At 65.5% G+C, this 25,679-nt stretch carries 11 protein-coding genes; 8 read left to right on the top strand and 3 right to left on the bottom strand.

Annotation, left to right across the window (positions count from 1 at the left end):
• Position 1 precedes the first annotated feature (1 nt).
• Positions 2 to 802 carry a histidine utilization repressor gene (hutC, locus tag ACTJI5_RS05745; RefSeq protein WP_058538647.1) on the bottom strand — a complete coding sequence of 267 codons (801 nt, stop codon included), beginning with the start codon at positions 800 to 802 and terminating at the stop codon, positions 2 to 4.
• 210 nt (positions 803 to 1,012) lie between these two features.
• Positions 1,013 to 1,909 (bottom strand): LysR family transcriptional regulator, encoded by an 897-nt coding sequence (locus tag ACTJI5_RS05740; protein ID WP_440859662.1) that lies wholly within the window; start codon positions 1,907 to 1,909, stop codon positions 1,013 to 1,015.
• A gap of 134 nt (positions 1,910 to 2,043) precedes the next feature.
• Here ACTJI5_RS05740 and ACTJI5_RS05735 point away from each other — a divergent pair, with 134 nt between their 5' ends.
• From ACTJI5_RS05735 to ACTJI5_RS05725, 3 genes are all read left to right on the top strand, one after another.
• Positions 2,044 to 3,099: an alpha/beta hydrolase gene (locus tag ACTJI5_RS05735; protein ID WP_440859661.1), complete on the top strand. Its 1,056-nt coding sequence runs from the start codon at positions 2,044 to 2,046 to the stop codon at positions 3,097 to 3,099.
• Between the two features lie 112 nt (positions 3,100 to 3,211).
• Positions 3,212 to 4,219, top strand: coding sequence for an alpha/beta hydrolase (locus ACTJI5_RS05730; RefSeq protein ID WP_440859660.1), 1,008 nt, complete (start codon positions 3,212 to 3,214; stop codon positions 4,217 to 4,219).
• Positions 4,220 to 4,267: 48 nt separating this feature from the next.
• Positions 4,268 to 5,122 (top strand): (R)-mandelonitrile lyase, encoded by an 855-nt coding sequence (locus tag ACTJI5_RS05725; protein ID WP_440859659.1) that lies wholly within the window; start codon positions 4,268 to 4,270, stop codon positions 5,120 to 5,122.
• A gap of 46 nt (positions 5,123 to 5,168) precedes the next feature.
• Here ACTJI5_RS05725 and ACTJI5_RS05720 read toward each other — a convergent pair whose 3' ends face one another.
• Complete coding sequence (locus tag ACTJI5_RS05720; protein WP_171013627.1) at positions 5,169 to 5,663, bottom strand: PilZ domain-containing protein; 495 nt, start codon at positions 5,661 to 5,663, stop codon at positions 5,169 to 5,171.
• 492 nt (positions 5,664 to 6,155) lie between these two features.
• Here ACTJI5_RS05720 and ACTJI5_RS05715 point away from each other — a divergent pair, with 492 nt between their 5' ends.
• The 5 genes from ACTJI5_RS05715 to ACTJI5_RS05695 are packed head-to-tail and all read left to right on the top strand — an operon-like array spanning position 6,156 to position 25,677.
• On the top strand, positions 6,156 to 20,237 hold the full coding sequence (locus tag ACTJI5_RS05715) for a VCBS domain-containing protein (RefSeq protein ID WP_440859658.1): 14,082 nt from the start codon (positions 6,156 to 6,158) through the stop codon (positions 20,235 to 20,237).
• 52 nt (positions 20,238 to 20,289) lie between these two features.
• On the top strand, positions 20,290 to 21,012 hold the full coding sequence (locus tag ACTJI5_RS05710) for an OmpA family protein (RefSeq protein WP_440859657.1): 723 nt from the start codon (positions 20,290 to 20,292) through the stop codon (positions 21,010 to 21,012).
• Positions 21,012 to 22,406: a TolC family protein gene (locus tag ACTJI5_RS05705; protein ID WP_440859656.1), complete on the top strand. Its 1,395-nt coding sequence runs from the start codon at positions 21,012 to 21,014 to the stop codon at positions 22,404 to 22,406. Before ACTJI5_RS05710 ends, ACTJI5_RS05705 begins: the two co-directional genes overlap by 1 nt.
• 35 nt (positions 22,407 to 22,441) lie before the next feature.
• Positions 22,442 to 24,589 (top strand): type I secretion system permease/ATPase, encoded by a 2,148-nt coding sequence (locus ACTJI5_RS05700; RefSeq protein WP_440859655.1) that lies wholly within the window; start codon positions 22,442 to 22,444, stop codon positions 24,587 to 24,589.
• On the top strand, positions 24,586 to 25,677 hold the full coding sequence (locus tag ACTJI5_RS05695; protein WP_440859654.1) for a cell wall hydrolase: 1,092 nt from the start codon (positions 24,586 to 24,588) through the stop codon (positions 25,675 to 25,677). Before ACTJI5_RS05700 ends, ACTJI5_RS05695 begins: the two co-directional genes overlap by 4 nt.
• The last annotated feature ends 2 nt before the right edge of the window (positions 25,678 to 25,679 follow it).

The following is a 25,679-nucleotide window of genomic DNA, read 5'->3' as shown; positions in this document are numbered from 1 at the left end:
GTCAGTCGTCGATCGAGAAGGCGGCCGACAGCTCGAAGCGCGATCCGGGATGCGTCAGCCAGGCGTGGCTGACGAGGCGCGAATGACTCCATGTCCGGCGCGTCATCCGCAGCACGGGTTCGCCGTCCGAGAGCCCCAGCATGCTGTGGGTGCGCGCGTCGGGCATCTCGGCGCGAACCCGATGCTCGACGCGCTCGAGCGGCGCCGTCCTTGTCAGATATTCGTTCGGCGTCATCTGCGTGAAGTCGATCTTGCCATAGTCGGGGGCGGCCGACGCGAGCACGAAACGCTCTTCGAGCTGGATCGGGAACTCGGCTTCATGATGCACGATGATCGAGTGGAACAGCCTGGTACCGATCGGAACCTCGAGCAGCGCCGCCATGTCGGCATTGGCGCGTATCTCGTCATTCTGCACGACGCGCGCCCGATAGATATGCCCGCGCTCCCGGATTTCTTCGGCGATATTGCGGATTTCGATCATCTGGCCGATCGGCTTGGGCTCGGCGATGAACGATCCACTGCCCGCGCGGCGCACGAGAACGCCCGCGGCCTGTAGCTCGCGTAGGGCCCGATTGGCGGTCATGCGCGACACGTCGAACTGTTGGACCAGCTCGGCTTCCGACGGCACCCGGTCTCCCGGCTTCAGATGCCCGTCGCGAACGGCATCGCAAATGCTCTGCTTGATGGCGGCGTAACGAGGCGGAGACCGGTCATTTTCTTCGTCGGAGCCGCGGGGCCGGGCGGCCGCGGATCCAGTCGAAAGCTTTGATCCGCGTCCGGGCGTGCGAGTGGTAAAATCCATAGCCCGTCTATACAGGTTGCGGTCGGCAGAAGCCAAGCACGCTGTTGCAGGGCGCTCAGACGCCCGGCAGGATCCCGGTGATCTGGCCATGACGTTCGGGGCTGCACCAGACCTGGCCTTCGGACCGAAAAGCTGCTTTCGGCGATGCGCGCCGGCTTCGGAGGGCGCGTTGGAGCCACGCCGTGGACAAAGAGCAACGGCATGGGCCGCTCACGTCGGCCGATAACGTAGCGCTTCTACGAGCAGACTGAACGCCGGCGTCGGTTGCCGGCGGCTCGGATAATAGAGATGGTAGCCGTCGAATGGCGGGCACCAGTCTTCAAGTATGTACAGCAGCTGGCCCGTCTCGACGCCTTGGACGACATAATCGTCCATAAGGAAGCCGATGCCATGCCCCGCTAGTGCAGCCTCGAGGATCAAATGGCCGCTGTTCAATATGACCTGTCCCTCGACGCGAACATTGACGGCTTGCCCATCCTTCTCAAACTCCCAGGCATAAAGGCCGCCCGAACTCCACATGCGCAGGTTGATGCACTTGTGCTGTGTAAGATCGTGCGGGGTCTGCGGGATTCCATGGACTTCCAGATAGGTGGGCGCCGCGACCGCCACCATGCGCAGCGGCGGCCCTATCCGTACCGCGATCATGTCCTTGGCGACCTGTTCGCCAAGCCGGACGCCCGCGTCATAGCGTTCGGCGACAATGTCGGTGAGCCCGGACTCGGCGTTGATCTCGACCTTGATATCCGGATAACGCCTGAGAAAGCCGTCGATCGCCGGCCAGAGCAAGGTCCGTGTCGCATGGTCCGAGGCGGTGATGCGAATGTTTCCCGAGGGGCGCTCACGCAGCTCGCTGAGCTCGGCAAGCTGCCGGTCGATCGTTTCGATGGCCGGGCGCAGCGCATCGAGCAGCCGCTCCCCGGCCTCGGTCGTCGCGACGCGGCGCGTGGTCCGGGCGAGAAGCCGGAGACCGAGCCGCGCCTCCAGCTTGCGCATCCGGTGGCTGAGCGCCGAGGGCGAGACGCGAAGGCGCGCCGCCGCGCGCGTGAAGCTCCCTTCCTGCGCGACCACGGCAAAGGCTTCGAGATCTGCCAGATTCTGCCGCGGCACGCGCCTCTCCATTGCTGAATACTATTCACAAGTTCATCTCACATTGCGCGGCTAATTGCACGAGGGGCTTTGCGGTAAAAGGTGGCTTCCCCTTCGCCAAGGAGCGTCCGATGAGTCGCCGGAAGAGATATGTCATGCCGCTTTGGATCTGTTGCTGCATCGCCGCGGCCCCCGCCGCAATGAGTCACGCGGCGCAGGCCGATCCGTTGATCATCGCGGATCAAGGCAGTTTCGCGGTCGGCGGCACGGTGACGGCCACCCCCGGCGCATACGACAATAACAAACCCACCGCCGCGGGACAGACGCTGCACGCCGATCATCTCTATGCCTTTTACCAGGCGCCGCAGAACTCCAGGGCGCTACCGATCGTCATGCTGCACGGTGCCTTTCAGTCGGCGCGCAGCTGGGAGACGGCGCCCGACGGCCGCGAAGGCTTTCAGACGCTGTTCCTTCGCCGCCGTTTCCCGGTCTATCTGGTCGATCAGCCGCGCCGCGGCCGCGCCGGTAACAGCAGCGTCGCGGCGACGATCGAGCCGGCGCCCAACGATCAGCTTTTCTTCGATCAGTTCCGGATCGGCAAATGGCCAAACTATTTCGAAGGCGTGCAGTTCGACCGCAGGCCCGAGACGCTCGACCAGTTCTTCCGCTCGGTGACGCCGAACACCGGTCCTTATGATGCCGGGGTCATCGCGGATGCGATGTCGGCACTGTTCGACCGGACCGGGCCGGGCATCCTTTTCACCCACTCGCAAGGCGGTGGTCCTGGCTGGCTGACCGCGATCCGAAACCCGAACGTCAAGGCGATCGTCGCGTTCGAGCCGGGCAGCGGCTTCATCTTTCCACAAGGCGAACTACCCCCGGCAATGCCGAGCGCCGCCGGCACCCTGTCGCCCGAGGCGGTGCCGCTGGCGGATTTCGAGAAGCTCACGCGCATTCCGATCATCATCTATTATGGCGACAATTTCCCGGTCGAGCCGACCGCCGAGCGCGGACAGGACAATTGGCGGGTGCGGCTCGCGATGGCCCGGCTCTGGGTCGACGCCATCAACAAGCGCGGCGGCGACGCGCGGCTGGTGCATCTCCCGGAGATCGGCATTCGCGGCAACACGCATTTCCTGATGTCGGACCTCAACAATGTCGAGATCGCGGAGCAGGTCTCGCGGTTCCTTGCCGAGAAGAAGCTGGATTGAGCGCCTCAGGATTGGATTTCGAATGACCGACCGACCCATCGACACCCAGAGGCGCGCGTTCCTCGGCGCATCCGCGCTCCTATTTTCGGGCGCAATGTCAGGAGCGACCGCAATGGCCAGTGCCACCCCTTCGACCGCCAACACCAACCGGAACCCGCTGGGACTCGTCTATCGCGGCGCGATCACGCAGAACGTGGCGGGTAAGGTCAATATCCACCCGGTCCAATACAGGCTGAACGGTGTCGACATCGTCGCGAACGTCTACACGCCGGCAAACTATGATCCGGCAATGGCCTATCCTGCCATCATTCTCGCGCATCCGAACGGCGGGGTGAAGGAACAGGTCGCGGGTCTCTATGCGCAGCGTCTCGCCGAACAGGGCTATGTCGCGATCACCGCGGATGCCGCTTACCAGGGCGGGAGTGGTGGCCAGCCGCGGAGCGTCGACAAGCCCCAATGCCGCATCGAGGACATCCACGGCATGGCGGATTTCATCACGCATTACCCGGGCGTCGATGCCGCGCGGCTGGGCCTGTTCGGCATTTGCGGTGGCGGCGGATACTCGCTGTCCGCGGCAAAAACCGACAAGCGCTTCAAATCGGTCGCGACGCTGAGCATGTTCAACTCTGGCCGGGTGCGCCGCAACGGCTTTGCGGACTCGCAGCTCGATACGATCGGGGAGCGGTTGCGGCGGGCTTCGGCCGCGCGTGCCCAGGAGATGGCGGGGGGAGAAATCCTTTATGCCGGCGATGCCGACATGACCGACGCGCAGATCGCGGCGCTGCCGTTCGAAATGTACCGGCAGGGTTACGAATATTACTGGCGGACCCACGCGCACCCGAATTCGACCTTCAAATATACGATGAGCGGCCTGCTCGACCTGATGCGCTGGGATGCCACCGATCAGATCGACCTGATCGACCAGCCGTTGCTGATGATTGCGGGCAGCAAGGCCGACAGCCTCTACATGACCGAGGAGGCTTTCTCGAAGGCCAGCGGGACGAGCGACAAGGCGTTGTTCACGATCGAAGGCGCCACGCACATCGAGACCTATTGGGTTCCCGAATATGTTGACGCCGCGATGGGCAAGCTGTCGCCATTCTTCGCGCGGACGCTGTAGGTCGGCAGTCCGCCGGTCTGCCTCGCCCGCCACTCCAAGGAATTGATCATGAACATCGTTAAAATCGCATCGGTGGCGGGGCTGCTGATCGGCATGGCTATCATTCCCGCTCAGGCGCAGTCACAGGAGGCTTCTTCGATGGGAACCGGACAATCGCGTGCCCAGCAGCTCATGGGTGACATCGCGCCCAAGCTCGCCGAACTCACCGACGATGTCCTCTTCGGCGATGTGTGGGAGCGGCCCGGCCTGGCGAAGCGCGACCGCAGCCTGATCACCGTCGCGGCGCTGATCGCGCTCAACCGCCCCGAACAGCTTCGTTCGCATATGCGGCTCGCGCGCCAGAACGGGGTTGCCGAGGCGGAACTGGTCGAGACGATCACGCAGCTTGCCTTCTATTCGGGCTGGCCCAACGCAATCGCCGCGGTTGGCGTCGCACGCGAAGTCTTCGCCGAGAATGATGCGCAGAAAGGAAAGCCCCCGTCATCCACGAATGACGCCGTCGTCGTGACCAAGGCTGGCTCGCAGCCGTCGGTAGCCGGCACCGCCGCCAATTTTACCGGCGCCGTCCGGGTCGACATGCGCTTCCAGCGCCCGCTTCCCGCGCGCACCGGCGGCGGCATCGTGACCTTCGAGCCGGGAGCCCGGACCGCCTGGCACAGTCACCCGCTCGGTCAAACGCTGATTGTGACCGAGGGCCGCGGGCTGGTCCAGCATTGGGGCGGCCCCGTGCAGCCGATCGGCATTGGCGACCTCGTCTGGATCCCGCCGGGCGTCAAGCATTGGCATGGTGCAAGCGCAACTGACAGCATGGTTCATGTGGCGATCGCCGAGGCACAGGACGGGCAATCGGTGACGTGGATGGAACAGGTGGACAACGCGCAATATCGAGGGTCGGATCGCTGATCCGTCCGCCAGATTGACTTGCGCGCGTCGAGCAGTTGCCCGGGGCTCAGCCCGCCGAGAAGTTCAGCGACACGAGGGCAAAGACGAAGAGAAGAGCCACGGCCGTGAACAAAGCGGTCAGCGCCGTGAACAGGATCGCGCTCGACGGCCGCCGCGCATAAAGTTCGTTGGCATCGCTCGCGCTCGCCGCATCGGCCATATCGTCCGCTTCCTCGTCGGGGGCTGCTTTGAGCAGCGCCGCGCTGATCGCGCTCGCGGGGACGGGCGTCAGAAACTCACAGCCGAAGAGCCTGCCGTCGTGGCGAACGACGCGCGCGGGGGCGGCGCCGAGTTCCGGCAAGACCAGCAGGAAGGTTTCGCCGATGGAAAAGCCCGCTCCGGTTTCGATCAGCAGGCCGGTCCGCGACAGGTTGCGGATGATCACCGCGGATTCGGCCGTGGCCGTGCGCGCCGCGACATCGAGCCGGAGGGTGCGGCGGCTCGTTCGCCTGCGATCGGTCGTTTCGACGGGGTTCGCGATATGCGCCAGCAAGGATCTCACCAACGTCTCCTTTGGTGATCCCTTATCGCCCGGCAACCCTTAATATTGCATTTTCGCCGCGGTTCTCGGGTGCGCCAGTCGAGCGCAACTGGCCTCGCTAAGATCGGGTCGGACCCACTTAACGCCGCGCGGAGCGCCGGGGCGATTCGCCGCCTCGACGGCGCCTTGGATGCGACGAGCCGTGTTAATTTGTGGTTCTAATTGGGACGGCGGCACGCCTTTCGCGGCGGGCGATCCTGAAAAGGCGGCCGGATTATCGCATTGAATATACGTTGTATTTTATTCTCCAGACCGCGGAAGAATGATTGGCCGTTCAGCCAAAATTAGCGATTGCTAAAAATGTGTTAACGCGCTTGCGGAGTCCCGGGAATCCATGTTTCCTAATGGGTGGGGAAGGTCCGAGTCGCTCGGACAGTGGGTCGCACTGACATTGGTGGAAATTTTGCTGTGCCGTTTTTGCGGCAGGGCGAGGTGCGTTCGAGGGAAATTGACATGGATGCTTTCGACAATCCGGCGCGTAATGGAATCACCGGTCCCGCGCGCGACGGCGCATCGAACGAGCAGTCGAGCCGGGCCGCACCGGGCGGCGAGTTTCTTGCCGCCGCGGCGAACGTGACCGCCGCCGCGTCGATCATACCGCTGGCGATCCAGGCGATCCTCGTTCCCGACGCAAGCGGCCGCGTCGTCCTGCCCGCGGGCGCATCGATCGACGATATCACGATTTCGGGAACCGACCTGGTCATCACCCTGCCGAACGGTCAGGTGTTCATCATTCCCGGCGGTGCGGTCGATGTTCCGTCGATCGTCGTCGATGGCGATACGGTGCCGGCGAGCACGGTGGCGCAGCTGCTGGAGAATCTGGGCGAGCTGAACCCCGAAGCCGGCGTCCGCAGCTCGGGCGGCAATTTCGCCGATCCCGAAGGCCCGATCCAGGATGCTTATGCGCTCGGCGACCTGCTGCCTTACACGCAGCTTGCGTTTCCGCAGCCCGAAGACCGCGAACTGCTGCCGGCCGTTTCCGACGAGGAACCGACGATTCTGATCGTCACGCCCGATCAGCCCGCGGGGCTGACCGCCGCAACCGCCAGCGTCAACGAAGCCGGGCTTCCCGCGCGTGGCAACGAGCCTGCGGGCAGCAACAGCGCCGCGAACAGCGAAACCACGACGGGTTCGATCGTCTATGACGCCGGCGACGGTCTCGACACGATCACGATCAACGGCATCGCCATTACGGCGGTCGGCCAGGTCATCACGACGCCGCTTGGCCAGCTGACGATCACCAGCCTGACGCCGGGCAATGTCGGCTACAGCTACACGCTCACCGACAATACCAATGCGAACGCCAATCTGACCGACGCGCTCACCGTCGTCGTCACCGACAATGACGGCGACACCGCGACCGCGACGCTGACCGTCTCGGTCGTTGACGACGTGCCGACCGCGCGGGGCGACACCGACCGGGTCGCCGCGGGCAGCTTTGCGCCCGAGACGGGCAATGTCCTGACCGGAACGGGCACGACCAGCGGGGCGGCGGGCGCCGACACGCCGGGCGCCGACGGCGCGAGCCTGACGGGGATCCGCGCTGCGAGCGGCGAAGGCGGATTTTCGGCGCCGGGCACGGTGCAGGGCCAGTATGGCACGCTGACGATCAATGCCCAAGGCGGCTACACCTATGTCCGGAATCCGGGCACCGCCGGCGGCGTCAACGACGTCTTCAGCTATCAGATTACCGACGGTGACGGCGATACGTCGACGGCGACCCTTACCATCAGTATCGCCGACGCGCCGACCGTCATCACCTTCGTCCCGGGCGATGGCGAGGGTGATGGCGGGACGGTCGTTTATGAGGCCGACCTCGGCCCGCGCGAAGGTGAGGCGCCGGGTTCGGCCTTTGCTGGCGGCGAAGGCGGCAGCGACGCCTCGACCAGCGGCACAATCACTTTCACCGCGGTCGACGGCGTCGGCAGCGTGTCGATCGGCGGCGTCGTGGTGACGCCCGGATCGCTGCCGCAGACGATTTCCAGCGACGCGACCGGGACGCTTGTCGTCACCGGCTATAGTTTCAACGCCGCGACGGGCGAGGGTTCGATCACCTATGCCTATACGCTGATCGACAACACGCTCGACGGCGACGGCACGACGGTCAGTTTCGCCCTCGTCATCACCGACGCCGACGGCGACACCGCGACGGACACGCTCGACATCGATATCGTCGACGACACGCCCACCGCACGCGCCGACAGCGACAGCGTGACCGAGGATGGCCCGACGGTGGCCGACGGGAACGTGCTGACCGGCAGCGGCGGCGAAGATTCCAATGGCACCGACGGCGTCGCCGACGTGCAGGGCGCCGACGGCGCGGCCGTGACCGCGGTCGCGGGCGGCGCGGTGGGCGAACCGCTGGCCGGCGCCTATGGTGCGCTGACGCTGAACAGCGACGGCAGCTACAGCTATGCCCTCAACAATGCGGCACAGGCGGTGCAGGGCCTCGCGGCCGGGCAGACGCTGAACGAGACCTTCACCTACACGATCACCGACGGCGACGGCGACACGTCGACGACGACGCTGACGATCATAATCAACGGCGCCGACGACGGCGTCACAATCAATGGCATCAATTCCGAAGGCGGCGACCTGACCGTTGATGAGGATGATCTGGCCGACGGCTCGTCGCCCGACGCCGCGGCGCTCACGCAGGCCGGCAGCCTCTCGATCTCGACCCCCGACGGGCTGGGCAATGTGACGATCGGCGGGACGCAGGTGGTGACGAACGGCGTGTTCACCGCGGGCACCGCGACGAGCCCGCTCGGGGTCGTCAACATCACCGGCTTCACGCCCGTCCTGGGCGCCGACGGGTCGGTGATCGGCGGCACCTTCGCCTATAATTATGTGCTGGGCGACAACACGTTGACCCACGGTGCGCAGGGCGAGGACAATGTCATCGACAGCTTTGCGGTGGTCGTCACCGACAGCGACGGATCGACCGGCACCGACAGCATCGATGTGCGCATCATCGACGATGTTCCGACCGCGCGCGACGATGTCGACAGCGTGACCGAGGATAGCGGAAACGGCGACAATCCGCCGGCTGCCGATGGCAATGTTCTGACGGGCTTGGGTGGCGGCGACGCCAATGCGACCGACGGGGTCGCCGACACTCAAGGCGCCGATGGCGCGACGGTCACGGCCGTCGCGGGCGGCTCGCTGGGCGAGGCCTTTGCCGGCGCCTATGGCTCGCTGACGCTGAACGCCGACGGCAGCTATCGCTATGTGCTGAACAACCAGGCGCAGCCGGTGCAGGGCCTTTCGGCGGGCGAAACGCTGACCGAGACCTTCACTTACACGATTGCCGACGGCGACGGCGACACGTCGACCGCGACGCTGACAATCACGATCAACGGCGCCGACGATGGCGTCACGATCAATGGTCTGAACGCCGAAGGCGCCGAGGTTGTCGTCAACGAGGACGACCTGTCCGACGGTTCGTCGCCCGATGCGGCGGCGCTGACGCAGACGGATAATTTCACCGTTTCGACCCCCGACGGGCTGGGCAATGTAACGATCGGCGGCACGCAGGTCGTGACGAACGGCGTGTTTACCGCGGGCACCGCGACGAGCCCGCTGGGGACCGTCAACATCACGGGCTTCACGCCGGTGATCGGCGCCGATGGCTCGGTGATCGGCGGGACCTTCACCTATAATTATGTCCTTTCGGACAACACGCTGACGCATAGCAGCCAGGGCGAGGACTTCGTCGGCGACAGTTTCGCGGTTGTCGTGACCGACAGCGACGGATCGATCGCCAACGCCAGCCTCGACGTCCGGATCATCGACGATGTCCCGACCGCGGCGGACGATGGTACGACGCAGACGGTCGAAAATGCGCCGGTCACGATCGACGTGCTCGCCAACGATGTGCGCGGCGCCGACGGCGTCCAGCCTTCGGCGGTCCAGCTCGTCGCGGGTTCGCTCACCGGCACCGGCACGCTCGTCAACAACGGTGATGGCAGCTTCACCTACACGCCCGGTGCGCAGGAAACAGGCAGCGTTAGCTTCCAGTACCGGATCACCGACGGCGACGGCGACGGCGACACCGACGTCGCCACCGCGACGATCACGCTCGTCGCCGATTCGGCGCCGCAGATCGGCAAGACCGCCGATGTCACCGTCGACGAGGATGGCCTCGTGGGCGCCAATGCCGACAACGGCCTGTCCGGTGAAGTCACCTCGACCGGCAGCGCCAGCGCCAACGGCACGATTACCGTCGATTTCGGCAGCGACGTCCCCGCGACGCTCGCGGGCTCGCTGGTGCTCAACGACAGCGCCGCGCTCGACACGCATCTGACCGTTGGCGGCGTGCCGGTGACCTTCGACAAGGTCGGCAACGATCTTGTCGGTTCGGTCGGCGGCAACGACGTGATCCGCATCAGCCTGACGATCCCGACCGCGGGGCCCGGCGCGACGCAGGTCACCTATGGCTATACGGTCAGCCTGTCGCAGGCGATCGACCAGGCGGCGGCGGGCAGCGAGGATAGCGATTTCCTTGCGGGGATCGGCTTCACCGTCACCGACAATGACGGCACCACCGCGTCGGGTTCGTTCGGCGTGACGATCGTCGACGATTTGCCGACGCTCAATGTCTCCGACACGCCGACGACCGTCGTCGAAGGCGCGACCGCGACCGGTACGTGGACGCTCGACCGGGGCGCCGATGGCGTCTCGTCGGTCAATGTCAGCTTCGGCGCGGGCAGCGCGACGCTGTCGCTTGCCCCCGGAAGCAGTGTGTCGATCACCCAGCCGACGGGCACGCTGACGGTCAACGCCAACGGCACCTTCAGCTTTGCCGCCGCGGGCAACCAGAACAACGCCGCGAATCCGTCGGCCAGCTTCACCCTGTCGGCGGTCGACCGCGACGGCGATCCGACGTCGGACAGCCTGACGATCGCGATCACCGACGGCGCGAACCCGAAGAACGCCTCCCCGATCACGCTCACGGTCGACGAAGCCGCGATCAATGCGATCGGCAGCAACCCGGCGAGCCCCGCCGAAATGACCAGCGGCGACCTCATTTTCTCCGCGGGCTCGGACACACTTTCGGGCTTCGCCTTCACCGGCGTCGCCGGGCTTGTCGCCAATCTCGACGGGACGGGCATCGATCTTTTCTGGTCGATGGCGCCCGGAGGGCAGACGATCGTCGGCTCGCTCACGCTGGGTGGTCCGGCCGCGATCACGATCAGCCTGACGGCCCCCGCATCGATCCCGCCCGGCCTGTCGGGAATCGCCACGGTTACCGTCACGCTTGCCGACAACCTGCCCCACGCGCTGGCGATGGCGGCGCAGACGCAGGCGCTCGGCGCCGTCACGGTGCAGGCGACCGATACCGACGGTGACGCTGCAACGGGCGTTGTCACCGTGCAGGTCACCGACGATGTTCCGGCCGCCAAGCCCGACGCCGACAGCGTGACCGAGGATGGTCCGTCGGCCGCCGACGGCAATGTGCTGACCGGTATGGGCGGCGCCGACGGCAATGCGACCGATGGTGATGCGGACGTCAGGGGCGCCGACGGCGCGACCGTCACGGGTGTGAGCTTCGGTGCGACGGTCGGCGCCGTGGGCGCGGGGCTGGCGGGCGCCTATGGCACGCTGACGCTGAACGCCGACGGCAGCTATAGCTATGTCCTCAACAATGCGGCGCAGCCGGTGCAGGGCCTTTCGGCCGGTCAGACGCTGACCGAGATCTTCACCTATACGATCACCGACGGCGACGGCGATCCAGCGACGACGACGTTGACGATCACGATCAAGGGAGCCAACGACGGCGTCACGATCACCGGCCTCGACGCTGCGGGCGCCGAACTGTTCGTCGACGAAGACGATCTGCCGGCGCGTCCCGGCGAGCCTGCGGGCTCGGACACGACCCCCGACAGCCTGACCGACAGCGACAGCTTCACCGTGTCGACCCCCGATGGCATGGGCAATGTGGTGCTGACCAGCTTCAACGGCGTGCCGCTTGGCGTGCCGCTGACGCTCGTCGTCGCGAATGGCACCTTCACGCCGCAGTCGGTTGCGAGCGCCTATGGCACGCTCAATGTCACCGGCTTCACCGCGGTGACCGGCGCCGACGGTTCGGTGATCGGCGGGACGTTCACCTATAGCTACACGTTGAACGACAATCGCACCGACCATCCGGCAGCGGGCGAGGATAATCGCAACGACAGCGTCGGCGTGACCGTCACCGACATCGACGGGTCGACCGCCAGCGCGACGATCGACATCCGTATCACCGACGACGTGCCCGCCGCCTCGCCCGAAGCGAACCAGAATGTCGCCGAGGGCGCGACGGTCACCGGCACGCTCGACTTCGTGCAGGGCGCTGACGGCGCGACGGTCACCCAGATCAACGGCACGGCGCTGGTCTTCGGTGGCGACGGCTTCTCGCAGGCCCTCGATATCGGCCACGGCACGATCAAGGTGAAGGCCGACGGCAGCTACAGCTTCACCGCCGACGCATCGGTGACCGGCGCCGGCAGCGCCGCCGCGACCTACACGGTCACCGATGGTGACAACGACACCGCGACCGCGTCGATCAGCTTCACGGTCACTGACGCCAACGTCCCGACCGCGGGCCAGACGCAGGCTTCGGTCGACGACGATGCGCTCGCCGGCGGCAATCCCGCCAGCACAGCCGGCGACCTGACCGATCCGAACAGCGACGGCGACAATAATCAGGCGACCTTCAGCGGCCTGCTCAACCTCAATTTCGGTGGCGACGGCCCGGGTTCGGTGAACTTCGCCGCGATGAACGGCCTGTTCGTCATTGTCGGCCAGGAATCGGTCCAGCTTGGCTGGAACGCGGGCACCAACACGCTGACCGGCACCGGTCCGCGCGGCGTGCTGTTCACCGTCGAGGTCACCAACCCCACGACCGGCGCGTACAAGGTGACGCTGGTCGACAATGTCCTCCACACATCGGGCGGCGACGAGAATGACGCCACGGTGGTGCTGGGCTTCACCGTCAGCGACAGCGACGGATCGACGGCGCCCGGCACACTCCAGATCAGCTTCGACGACGATGCGCCGACGGTGGTTGCCAACACCACGCAGCCGGTGCTGACGGTCGATGAATCGGCATTTGGCACCGACGCGCCGTTCAGCTTCGCATCGGTCTTTACCCCGACCTTTGGCGCCGATGGCGCGGCGACGAATTCGACGACCTATGCGCTCGGCATCACGGCCGGACCGACGGGTCTTGTCGACACGCTGACGAACCAGGCGGTGGTGCTCAGCGTCGTCGGCGGCGTGGTCGAGGGCCGGACCTCGACCTCGAACGAGCTGGTCTTCACGGTCAGCGTCGCGGCGAACGGCACGGTCACGCTCGACCAGAGTCGCGCGGTGGTCCACACGCCGAACAGCGGACCCGATCAGCCGACGAGCCTGTCGGCCGACAATCTGATCACGCTGACCGCAACGGTTACCGATGCCGATGGCGACACGGCGACCGCCACCGCCAATATCGGCCAGAATCTGGTATTCGAAGACGATGCGCCGGTGGCGAATGACGATATAGCGGGCCTCACCGAAGGCGGCCCGATCTCGGTCATCTTCGACGTCGACACCAACGACACCGACGGCGCCGACGGTTTGGGCAGCCGCACCTTCACCAGCCTCACGGGCACCTATGGCACGATCACGCTCAACCCCGACGGCACGCAGACCTATACGCTGACCGCCGCTGGCCAGACCGCGATCAACGCGCTGGCGCCCGGGGCGACGCTGACCGACATCTTTACCTACACCCTGACCGACAAGGACGGTGACAGCGACCCCGCGACGCTGACGGTCACGCTGACCGGCACCGACGACGGCGTGACGATCACCAACCTGGTGCCCGAGGCGCAGGGTGGCGATGTCTCGGTCGATGAAGACGACCTGCCCGCGGGTTCGGATACGGCGAAGGAATCGCTCACCCAGACCGGCACCTTCAATATCTCGGCACCCGACGGCGTCGCGAACCTCACTATCCATGGCGTGCAGGTCATCAACAATGGCGTGTTCACGCCGGCGACGATTCCTACCCCGCTCGGCAATACGCTGAATATCACGGCTTATAATGCGGCAACTGGCGAGATCAGCTATAGCTACACGCTGGCTGCCGCCGAGGCCCATGCGACGGGCGCCAGCGAGAACAGCCTGTTCGAGAATTTTGTCGTCACCCTAACCGACGTCGACAATGATACGACCAGCAGCACGCTGTCGGTGAATATCATCGACGACGTCCCGACCGCGCGGCCCGATGCTGACATCGTCGTCGCCGAAGATGGCCCTGCGGTCGGAGGAAATCTGCTGACCAACGACACGCGCGGCGCCGATGGCGCGACGGTGACGTCGGTGACGATCGGGGCGACGACCACCGCGATCAATGCCGTCGGCACGACGACGATTACCACGGCGAACGGGGTCTACACCTTCACTGCGGCCGGCGCATGGACCTTCGATCCGAACCCCGTGAGCAATGCCGCGGCGGTGAATGCGGGATTCAGCTACACGATCACCGACGGCGACGGCGATCCGGCGACGTCGACGCAGGCGATCAGCCTGACCGACGGCGCCAATCCGATTGGGGGCGGATCGATCACGCTCGCGCTCGACGACCAGAATCTGGTCGACGGCTCGACCCCCGCCGGCCCCGATTCGGCGAACGCATCGCTTGTCTTCACGCCCGGCTCGGACGCCATCGCCTCGATCGTCTTCGCGGCCAGCATTGCCGGGCTGGGCGGCGGCCTGACCTGGGTGCGCGTCTCCGATACGCAGATCACCGGCTCGGACGGCGCGCGTCTCGTCGTGACGCTCGACCTGGTGCGCGTGGGCAATAATGCATCGGTCACCGCGACGCTCAACGACAATCATGACAACCACACCGGCATCGATGTCGACGATCTCGCGAACCTCGGCTCGGTCGGCGTCGTCGCCACCGACAGTGATGGCGATACGGCGACCGGCACCGTCACGGTCACCATCTCGGACGATTTGGCGACCGCGCGTCCCGACACCGATGCGGTGACCGAGGATGCGGCGAGTCCCGCCACCGGCAATGTCGTGACCGGCGTCGGGACGACCAATGCGCCCGGAAGCGCCGACACCCAGGGCGCCGACGGCGCCAGCGTGACAGGCGTCATCGCCGGCACGTCCGGGGGCGCGGTGGCGGGCAATGTTGGAACGCCGCTCGCGGGCACCTATGGCTCGCTGACGCTGAACGCCAATGGCGGCTACAGCTATGCGCTGAACAACGGTAATGCGACGGTGCAGGCGCTGGGGGTCAACGAGACGCTGACCGAAACCTTTACCTACACCATCACCGACGGCGATGGCGATCGGTCGACGACGACGCTGACGATCACGATCAATGGCTCGAACGACCTGCCGACGATCGGGACGGCGACGACCGCCGTGTCGGACGAAGGCCTGGCGGGCGGTTTCCCCGATACGACGGGCACCGTCGATACGACCAACCTCACCGTCCGGAACGGCACGATCACGGCGACGGATCCCGACGGCGACGCTCTGACCTTCTCGCTCGGCGCACCGGCGACGGCGCTGTTCTCGGGCGGTCAGCCGATCGTCTGGGATACGACCAACCCGCAGCTGCTGCTGGGCAAGGTCGGTGCCAATACGATCATCAGCGTTTCGATCAATAACAGCGGCAACTTCACGGTAACGCTGTCGGCGCCGATCGATCATCCCAACACGACCTTGGAAGACGCGCTGTCGCTCGTCGTTCCCGTCAGCGTCAACGACGGCACGACGACGGTGACCAACGCGACGGCGCTGACCATCGGGCTCGAGGACGACTCGCCGATCGCGATCGCGCCGCTTGCCGCGGCGCTGATCAATGCCCCCGGCTCGTCGGTGTATCAATCGCTCGATACCGACAATGACGTCGACAATAATTATGGTGGCGACGGCCCGGGCAGCGTGATCTTCACCGCCGCGACGATCGCGGCGCTCCAGGCGCAGAATCTGACGGCGGGCGGTCTGGCGCTGAACTACGTCATCTCGGCCGGTGGCACCATTCTGACCGCCGAAAAGCCGAACGGCGACGATGTCTTTATCATCCGCCTGCAGCCGGCCGGCCATGCCGACCAGTATCAGGTCCAGATGGTCCAAAAGCTCGATTCGACTCAGACGGTCGATTTCGACAGCGGCAGTTACAACTTCGTCGGCGGCAACACGTCATGGGCCGGCTTTACGGTGGCGGGCGACAATAACAGTCAGGACTTGCTGTTGACGCCGATGACGGGCGGGATCGATGGCGGGACCGTGAACACCAACAATGGCACGGGTGGGATCAGTGATGGCCAGTCGATCAAGGCTGGTGAGGCGATGCGGGTCGATTTCGTCGTTGACCTGACCGGATCGCCGAACAGCGGCGCGAACTATGCCACGCCCGCCAACCAGAACCATGCCTTCGACTCGCATTATAATGCGAACGGCGCGTCGGCGCTGTTTACGAATATCGGCTCCAGCAGCAGCGTCCGGCTTGTCGCGCGCGACGACATCGACACCGACAACGACATCGGCGACGGTGTGAAGGATACGATCACCAAGGTCGCAATCAGCTTCAACAATGCGACGCTCAGCGTGACGGCGAATGGCACCTATAATGTCGGCGGCCAGAACTTCACCGTGACCTTCGCCAACGGCGAAGCGACCGTCGCCGGTGTCGTCGCGAATACCGTCGTCGCCGGTTTTACCGCCGACGGATATAACAGCATCGAATTCCACCATGCTGGCGGCGATACGTTCAAGATCGGCGACTTCGGTGCGGTGGTGCAGACCGAAAACCCGGTGAACTTCAACGTCCCGGTCACCATCGTCGATCGCGACGGCGACACCGCGCAAGCGTCGCTGGCGATCACCACGGCTTCACCGCTGCTGGTGATCGGTTCGGCAACCGGTGACGTCGCTGGCGAGCCGACCGACCATGTCGTCGCCAATCCGCAAGGCCAGGTCGACGGCGCGATCCAGGGCGGTGCTTTCGACGATACGCTGGTCGGCGATCCGGGATCGGTGACGATCACCGAAGGGCAACAGGCGAATATCGTTCTGGTGCTTGACAGTTCGGGCAGCATGACGACGCAGATTCCGTTCGGAAACAGCACGATCTCGCGGCAACAAGCGCTTGAGGATGGTGTGCAGGCGCTGATCGACAGCCTGGCGGCGTCGGGGGCCAAGGACATCCGTATCACGATCATCGATTTCGACGCGGATGGGGACAATCTTGGCACCTTCGACCTGATCGTCAACGGGGTCGTCCAGACGCAAGAGGTCAACGATGCCAAACAGGCGGTCGAGGACATGTCGGCGGGCGGCGGCACCAACTATGAAGACGGCCTCCAGGATGCGCTGAGTTGGATCAACGGCGGGAACGGCATTGTCGGCGCCGACATCAATAAGGTCGTCTTCGTTTCCGACGGTCTTCCAACCCTATGGAATACTGGCGGCAACGGCAGCGATTCCGACGCCACCAACGTCCAGAATGCGATGGACCAGGTGCTCGGCACCGACGGCTCGAACGAGCCGCAGCAGATACTCGCGACCGGCTATTCGATCGATTCGATCGGGATCAACGTCAATGCGACGCTGCTTGCACGGCTCAGCGATGTCGAGGACGGCGTTGCATCGGGCGGGACGGGCAGCGCGACCAACGCGACCTCGGCCGAAGAACTGGCTGCCGTGCTCCAGGTTCTGGGCGGCTCGACCGACCTCGCCGCCGCGGCGAATGACACCATCAACGGCGGCGCCGGGGGCGACGTGATCTTCGGCGACGTCCTGTTCACCGATACGCTGGCGACCCAGCTGGGCGTGAGCCTTCCCGCCGGGTCGGGCTGGGCCGTCTTCCAGACGCTCGAAGGTCGGGCAAATCTGGAATCGATCGATCCCGGACTCAATGGCGCCGATTGGACCCGTCAGGATACGATCGCCTATATCCGCACGAATTACAGCGCGCTGGCACAGGAAAGCGGACGGACCGGCGGCAACGACACAATCAATGCCGGCACCGGGAACGACATCGTCTTCGGCCAGGAAGGCAATGACATCATCGACGGTGGCGACGGCGATGACCTGATCTCGGGCGGCACCGGTTCGGACACGCTGACCGGTGGTATCGGCAACGATATTTTCTGGCTCGCCAATGGCGAATTTGGGGCGGGCGAAACGATCAACGGCGGCGCGAACAGCGACACCATCCTGCTGACCAATGCCACGACGGTCAATTTCGCGGGCGGCACGATCAGCGGCGTCGAAACGCTGACGGGCAGCAGCGGTATCGACACAGTCTCGATGTCCGCGGCGCAGTGGGCGTCGTTCGGCACGATCGACCTTGCCGGTGGCGCCGACGCGCTGAACGTCGCGGTCAGCGGCGCGGTGAATATTTCCGCCGCAGGCGCGCCGACGGTCAGCAATGTCGAGACGAGCAACCTCACCGGCTCGGGCGGTGCGGACACGCTGACGCTGACCGGCGCGCAGCTCGACGCGATCATCCAGGCGGCCGGGACGATCGACCTTGGCGCGAACAACAGCGATACGATCGCACTCACCTCGACCTCGGCCGACCTCAACGGCCTCGCCGATGGCAGGCTGGTGAATGTCGAGACGGTTTCCGCATCGGGAGCGGCGGCCGGCGTGACGATCAACCTCGGCGCCCAGACCGAGACGATGACAATCACCGGGTCGGCGAGCGGCGACGCACTCACCGCGAGCACCGGCAACAACAGCGTGGTCAACGCCGGGTCTGGGGGCGATACGGTCACCATCAACGCCGCGGCGCTGACGACGCGCGCCTGGACGGTCGACCTCGGCAACGGCGATGGCGCAGTGGACAAGATCGTCTTTAGCCACACGGCCCTGGGGTTTGGCGACAACACGGTCGCCACCGTCAGCAATTTCTCGACGACGAACGACCGGATCGCGGTGTCGATGGGCGGCACCAGCCGCACCGACGGCAGCTTCGTGACCGTGACGGCAACGCAGACCACCATCGGCGCCGGGGTCGAAGTCGTCGAACTGGTCAATAGTGCCTGGGTGACGGGTTCGCTTGGCAATGACGGCGACGGATCGACGATCGAGGGTTTCATTCAGAGCGCAACCGACGGCATTCCGGTCGGGATCTATACGTTCATCGTCTATTCGGGCACGGGCGGTTCGGCGAATGCGGGCATCTATTCGGTGTCGATCACCGGCTCGGCCAACCCCACCCAGGGCGGGATGGCCGTCGAACATATCATGACGATCAACGGTGTCGGTTACGGCAATCTTTCCGCCGCCAACTTCGTCGGAACCGCCGACCCGATCATCCTCGATCTGGGCGGCGACGGCTATGCCTTTGGCGCGACCGCGGCATTCGACATCAATGCCGACGGTGCGGCCGATCGGGTAACGTGGAATTCGTCGAACGACGGCATTCTGGCGGTCGACCTCAACGGCAATGGCAAGATCGATAGCGGGACTGAGATTTTCACCCCCGGCTTCGGTGGCGGCAATTTCGCCAGCGGCGTCGCGGCGCTCGCTTCGCTCGATGGCAATGGCGACGGCATCATCGACGCGGCCGACGCGGCTTTTGCCAACCTCCTGATCTGGCAGGACGCCAACGCCGACGGCGTCAGCGATGCGGGCGAGCTTTCGAGCCTTGCCGATCAGGGGATCGCCTCGATTGCGACGGGTGCCACCCCCACCGATGAGCAGGTCGATGGCCAAGCGGTGACCGCACGCGGCGGCTTCACCCGCGAGGACGGCACGAGCGGCGACTATATCGAAGTTCAGCTCGACACACAGCTCGGTGCCCGCGCACCGGCGCGCGAGGCGGAAGACGTCCAGCGCGCTGCGGGCAATCAGGCGCTGACGAGCTCGCTGGTCGCCGCGTCGCTGATCGTGGGGATTCAGGGCGCGCAGCCCGACAACGGCGCGTCGCCGATCGTCGCGGCGAAGGACGAGCCGGGTATCGACCAGGCCGACGGCGGCGTCGCAGCGGCATCCATCGATGCTGCGGCGACGGCCGCGCCTTCGAGCGCCGCCAGCGACGGCCTTGCCGAAACGCCGAAAACCGCCGCGCCCGACACATCGGCCACGCTGCATTCCGACGACGCGAGCCCCGCCGCGATCGACGGCGCGCAGGACAGCGGCTGGCGCAGCGAAACCACCGACAATGCCGACGCCGACAGCTCGGATTCGCTGGCCGACATGATCGCGGATCGCGGCTCGTTCGATCCGGGCGTGATGGACGGTCTGCTCGCGCTGGCGGCGGTGCCCGCCGATGCGGTTGCCGCGGGTTCGGATGCCGCGGTGCATGATCCGGCGGCGACTGCGGTGCTTGCCGAGGTCCTGGAGAGCGGCGGCAGCGCGGTCGATCAGCTGATCCACGCCGTCACAGGCGGCCATGAACCGGTGCAGATCGCGGCCGGTGAGACGCCCGCTTTCGATCTGGCGCAGTTCCTCGATCAACAGATCGCGCCCGATGTGGCGTTCCCGGCCAGCCAGCCGCTGGCAGTGGATCTTCACAATATGGCGGCGGCCTGATCGAGCAAATTTAGGACCAGTGGAACAGAGAATAACGGGAGGGCGATACGAAATGGCACATCAACCGGGAAAATGGATGGCGGGGGCATTCGCCGCGCTGGCCTTCGCCCAGCCTGGCAGCGCATATGCGCAGGCTCTTGCCGATCTGCCGATCGATCAGGTGCGGACCGAGGTCCAGACCCGGTACGACGCGGCCTTGGCGCTGACCACTGATCGATCGGTCGTCGCCGCCAACAGCAACACCTATACCTGGGCGTCCGAAGCCAAGGTGCAGTGCGGCATCGCAAAAGGCTTCCTGAAGTCGGGCAACAAAGACGCCGAAAGCCTGCGTCGCTGCGATTTCGCCTATGGCATGATGCGGAACCAGCCGCCGCCGACGCCCGAGGCGCCGCTCGTACCGCCGGCACCGCCGACGGAAAATTGCCCGCCCGAGGTCGCCTCGACCTTCTATTTCGACTGGGATTCGACCGCCGCGCCCGCCGATGCGGGCCAGTCGGTCGCCTTCATGGCCGAGAATCGCACGCGTTGCGGCTGGCGCAGCTTTACCGTCGTTGGCCACACCGACCGGTCGGGCTCCGACAAATATAATGACGGTCTGGCGCTGCGGCGCGCGCGCGTGATCGCCGACATGATGGGCGTCGCGGGCATTCCGGCCGATGCCATCGCGGTGTCGGGCATGGGTGAGCGCAAGCCGCGCGTCCAGACCGTGGACGGCCAGCGCACGCCGGAGAACCGGCGCGTCGAAGTAGAAGTGAACGGGACGGGGGTACAGTGATGAAACCGCAATATAAGCTCGCCGGCTTTGCCTCGGCCATCGCCATATCCTTTTTCGCCAGTTCGGCTTTGGCCGAGCCGACCAGCATGCAGAATGTCATGGCGGTCGCGATCGATTCGAATCCGCAGATCAACCAGGCGGAAATGAACAAGCAGGCGATCGAGTTCGAACTCGAGCAGGCCAAGGGCCTGTATCTGCCGCGCGTCTCGCTCGAATTGTCGGCGGGGGTCCGCCGGCTCGAAAATGCGACGCGCCGCAACCTCGGCATCGCCAACGACGAACTCTATCCGCTCGAAGCGGGGATCCGCGCTGAGCAGACGCTGATCGATTTCGGGCGGCGCCACGGCGAAAAGCTTCGTCAGGCGGCGCGTGTCGACGGCGCGGCGCTGCGCGTGGTCGAACGGTCCGAGTTCATCGCGCTGCAATCGGCGCGGCAATATCTCGACGTCCTGCTGCAGCAGCGCGTCGTCGCCGCCGCCGAAGACAATATGACCTTTCACAACAGCCTGGTGTCCGACCTGTCGACCGGCGTGACCGCCGGATCGATCAGCGTCGCCGACCTGCAGCAGGCGCAGGAACGCGCCAAGGCGGCAAGCGTGCGCGTGTCCGAAGCCAAGGAAGCGCTGCAGAATGCAAGGATCGAGCTGCTCGCGCTCAGCGGGCTCGAAGTTGAAGAGGTGCAGATGCCGCCGGCGATGGCCGAAAAGCTGCCCGTCAGCCTGAGCGAAGCGGTCGGCCTGACCCGGTCGCGGCACCCTAAGGTGCTCGAAGCGCAGGCCGACGTCGATGCGGCGAATGCCGAGGCGAAGAAGGAAAAGGGCGATATCTTTCCGACGATCGGCCTCGAATTTTCGGGCCGGGTGGGCGAGGATATCGACGCGTTCCGCGGCGAGACGACCGACCTGTTGGGCCGTGTGGTCCTGCGCTGGGATATTTTCAATGGCGGGATCAACCAGGCGAAATATCAGGAGATGATACGCCGCGCGAGCGAGAGCCGCTTCCGCCTGCATGAAACCGAGCGCAATGCCGAGGCCGATACGCGCCGCGCGTGGAACAGCCGCGAGACGCAGACCGCGGTGTTCCGGGATCTTGTCGATCAGAGCAAGTCGACCGACGAACTCCTGCTGTCGTACCGCGAGCAATTCTCGGTCGGCCGCCGTTCGCTGCTCGACGTGCTCGATGCGCAAAACACGCGTTTCAACGTTCAGGTCCGCGCCGAAACGGCGCGTTTCTCGGAGATGTTCGCGGTCTATCAAATCCTCGCATCGACCAACAGTCTGCTGGAGGCGTTCAACCTGACCGCCCCCGAAGCGCGCCGCGTCTATGCGCGCGAGAAGGTCGGTTACGGTCCGCCGGCCCCGGCCGAACTGCAGCGCCGCCACTATCCGCAATGATGTCAGTGGGTTGATTCCGAGTAGAAAATTTCAATATGGTGCAGAATCAATCCTCGATTGCGCGTATCGGTAAAGAGGTGCCGGGCGATCCGCTGATCGCCTGCATCCTCTTTGTCGCGCAGCATTTCGGTCAGAATTTCCAGCGCGGCGCGCTCTCGGCGCTCGCGCGCGACGAGAGGGGTTTCCTCCCCTTTCATCAGGCCGAAGCCGCGCTCGACCTCTGCTTCATCAACAATGAGCGGCTCTATGCGCGCAAGGTGCGGAACCTTGCGCGCGAGCTGCCGGCGATCATCCGGCGCACCGATGGATCGTGCGCGGTGCTGATCGAAGCGCGCGATAGCCAGTATCTCGTCTGGGAACCGGGCGCCGAAGCGCCAGTTTGGGCCGACGAAGACAGTGTCGAGGAAAGCTATGCGGGGCAGGCGGTGGCGGTGGCCGCCGATCCGACCGCGATCCGCGCCGAAGAACGGCCGTGGGACGAACAAGCGAAGCGCCACTGGTTCTGGAGCGAGGTCCGGCGGATGCGCCGTTCCTTCTATCCGGTGCTCGGCGCGGCGCTGATGATAAACCTGCTCGGCTTTGCGCTGCCGCTGTTCACGATGAACGTCTATGACCGCGTCATCCCGAACAAGGCGGTGTCGAGCCTGTGGGTTCTCGCGGTGGGCGCGCTGCTCGCCTTCGCGGTCGAATTCACGCTCCGCCTCGCGCGTTCGACCTTGCTCGACGATCTCGGCCGCGAACTCGACGTCAAATTGTCGGAGAAGATCTTCTCCAAAGTGCTGAACATGCCGCTCGCCGACCGCCGCGGCAGCACCGGCATGCTCGCGCGGCGCGTCTCCGAATTCGAAAGCATTCGCGATTTCTTCGCCTCGACGACGATCGTGCTGATCGTCGATGTCGTCTTCCTCGTGCTGTTCCTGATCATGATCGCGGTGCTCGCGGGCTGGCTCGCGCTCGTCCCGCTGGCGATCATCGTCGCGATGGGCGTTGCCGGCTATTTCCTGCAGCGACGCATGGCGCAGGCGTCGCTCGACAATCAGGCCGACATGAGCATCCAGCATGCGATGCTCGTCGAGGCGATCGGCGGGGCCGAAACGGTCAAGAGCTGCGCCGCCGAGGGACAGGTGCTCGGCCAGTGGCGCCGGATGGTCGACACCAGCGCGCGGACGCAGGCGGTGATGCGACGCACGGGCGCCGCGGCGATCAACCTCGCGACGCTCGGCCAGCAATTTTCGGGTCTCGCGCTCATCGTCGGCGGCTTCTACCTGTTCGATGCGGGCAAGATTTCGATGGGCGCGATCATCGCGATCGTGATGCTCGCCGGCCGCTCGATGGCCCCCGTCGGGCAGCTCGCCTTCCTGATGACGCGCGGCCGCCAGGCGCTGACGACGATGGCGAGCATCCAGCAGATGATCGAGGCCGACGACGAACGCCGCATGGGCAGCAGCGCGCTGAACCTCACGATCGACACGGGCAATGTCTCGGTCGAGGGCCTGTCCTTCACCTATCCGGGCGCGGCGGCGCCGTCGCTGATCGACATCGACCTCAAGATCGCGGCGGGCGAGCGGATCGCGATCGTCGGGCGCGTCGCGTCGGGCAAATCGACGCTGGGGCGCCTGCTGTGCGGGCTGTACGCGCCCGAGGCGGGCAATATCTTCATCGACGGGCTCGACAGCCGTCAGCATTCGCCGATCTACCTCCGCTCGCAATTCCGCTTCGTCGGGCAGGATGCGGTGTTGTTCAGCGGCTCGATCAAGCAGAATATGCAGTTTTGCGCGCCCGCCGCGACCGACGCCGAGTTGCTCGCGACCTTGCAGTCGATCGGCGCCGACCGCTTCATGGGCCGCGACGAAACCGGGCTCGACCGCGGCACCGGCGAGCGCGGCGGCCAGCTTTCGGGCGGCCAGCGCGGCTTCCTCACCATCGCGCGCGCGCTGGCCTCGCCCTCGCGGCTGCTCTTCCTCGACGAACCGACCGGCGCGATGGACACACAGAGCGAACGGCTTTTCATCAACGCGCTCGATAGCGCCGTCGCGAAATCGCAGACGGTGATCATCGCGACGCACCGCGAGGCGATCCTGCAGATGTGCGACCGCATCATCGTCATCGACGGCGGGCGGATCGTCGCCGACGGCCCGCGCGCCGAAGTCCTCGCGCGATCGACCAAGGAACCGGCATCATGATCCCTGAGCTTAACATCGGGCGCGATGGCGCCGCGGCCGCCGACGCACCCTGGGCCGATGCCCGGCAGGGGGCGCCCAAGAGCCTGAAGCGGATCCTGCTGGGTCTCGCGCTGTTCGCGGCCGCGATCCTGTTCGCCTCGTCCAACGATCGCCTGTCGCGCTTCGTCGAAGGCGTCGTCGCAAGTTGGACTGCCGATCCCGTCGAAGCCGCCAAGGCGGCGAAGCAACAGGCGATTGCAAAGCTGATCACCGAAACCGAAACCAACTCCGTCGTTCCCACCGCCGAAGGCGCCGATGCCGTCGCGCGCAACGCGCTGCTCCCGGTCTCGACGCTGCCGGTCGAGGCGGCGCGGCCGTTCCTGATGCCGACGATCTCGCTGGCGCAGGCGACCAACGCGCAGCGCTGTCTGACGCAGGCGATCTACTATGAGGCGGCGACCGAATCCGATGCGGGCAAGGCCGCGGTCGCGCAGGTCATTCTCAACCGGATGAAGCACCCAGCCTATCCGAACACCGTCTGCGGCGTGATCTATCAAGGCAGTTCGCGCCCGGGCTGCCAGTTCAGCTTTGCCTGCGACGGATCGATGCGCCGCCCGCCGGTACCCGCGCTATGGCGCCGTTCGGCCGAGATCGCGCGCGCCGCGCTGTCGGGCCATGTCGAGACGAGCGTCGGCATGGCGACGCATTATCACGCCAATTATGTGCTGCCGCGCTGGGCACCGAAGCTCACCAAGATCGAGCAGATCGGCGCGCATATCTTCTATCGCTGGCCGGGTTCGTGGGGGAAGCCGGGGGCTTTCTCCGACGCCTATGCCGGTGCCGAGTGGATTCCGGCGTTCAGCCAGCTTTATCAAGGCAGTGCTGCGGCTGTGGTGGCGCTACCCGGCGAAGCGATCGCGGTCGAGGGTGTGCCCCCGCCGCGCGACCCGACCGACCACCGCGCCGACAATGACGTCGGCGGCCGCGTCGATATGACCAAGGGTTGGGTTCCCAATATTCCCGACCCGGCGCAGAGCAAGTCGCGCTTCGACAGCTTGACGAGCCAGCAGGGCGTCGCCGCCACACCCGAAATCCAGCCCGGAACATAACC

This window comes from Sphingopyxis sp. 22461, from assembly GCF_052044915.1.
In the GTDB taxonomy this organism is placed as follows: domain Bacteria; phylum Pseudomonadota; class Alphaproteobacteria; order Sphingomonadales; family Sphingomonadaceae; genus Sphingopyxis.
The sequence above is the reverse complement of the archived record's forward strand: the minus strand, read 5'-3'. Positions and strand labels throughout refer to the sequence as shown.